General features: G+C 71.0%; 1 protein-coding gene. It reads left to right on the top strand.

What is annotated here, in order from left to right:
- Window positions 1-94: 94 nt before the first annotated feature.
- A partial coding sequence (locus tag ACFXIV_RS47770; RefSeq protein WP_379421520.1) for a PP2C family protein-serine/threonine phosphatase occupies window positions 95-831 on the top strand: 737 nt, incomplete at its 3' end.

Genomic DNA, 831 nt, shown 5'->3' on the forward strand with positions numbered 1-831 from the left:
GGGTCACAACTGTTCGAGCACAGCGGCGAGGACGGGAGACGACGTCACGGCACGAGCCTGCTGAGCGAAGTCACCCTCAGGAAGAGAGCACGCTTTGGTCTCCCGGTTGCGGACCGGACTGCTGTCCGCGTTTCCCTTCCTCGCCATGGGCATCGTCGGTGCCGTCGACCTGACGGCCGGGCCCAAGATCGGGCTGCAGCCGATGATGGCGCTGGGGCCCGCCTTCGCCGGCCTGACCGGTGGCAAGCGGCGCACCGCACTGGTCGGCGCGCTGGCGATGGCGCTGTCGATCGCGCTGAGCCTCTACAACGAACAGTTCGGCGAGCGGCGCGGCAACGCGACGCTGATCTCCGTTGCGGGCGTGTCCATCGCGGCGCTGCTGGCGACCGCGATGCGGCAGAAGCGCGAGGCCGAACTGGCCAACGTGCGTTCCATCGCGGAGGCCGCGCAGCGGGTGCTGCTGCGCCCGGTGCCGCGCAGCGCCGGGCAGCTGCGGGTCGCCGTCTCCTACACCTCGGCCGTCGCCGAGGCACGGATCGGTGGTGACCTGTACGAGGTGGTCACCTCCCCGAACGGCGTCCGCGTCATCATCGGTGACGTCCAGGGCAAGGGCCTGGAGGCGGTGGAGACGGCGGCAGTGGTGGTGGGCGCCTTCCGCGAGGCCGCCTACGACGAACCGGACCTGCCGGCCGTCGGCGCACGCCTGGAGCGCGCCCTGGACCGGCATCTGCTGGGAGAGAAGTTCGTGACGGCGGTGCTCGCCGAGGTGCCGCACGGCAAGCACTCCCCCAGTGCGACACTGCTGAATTTCGGGCACCCGGCGCCACTGGC

Origin of the sequence: Nocardia sp. NPDC059236 (assembly GCF_042754085.1) — a bacterium.
Classification (GTDB): Bacteria; Actinomycetota; Actinomycetes; order Mycobacteriales; family Mycobacteriaceae; genus Nocardia.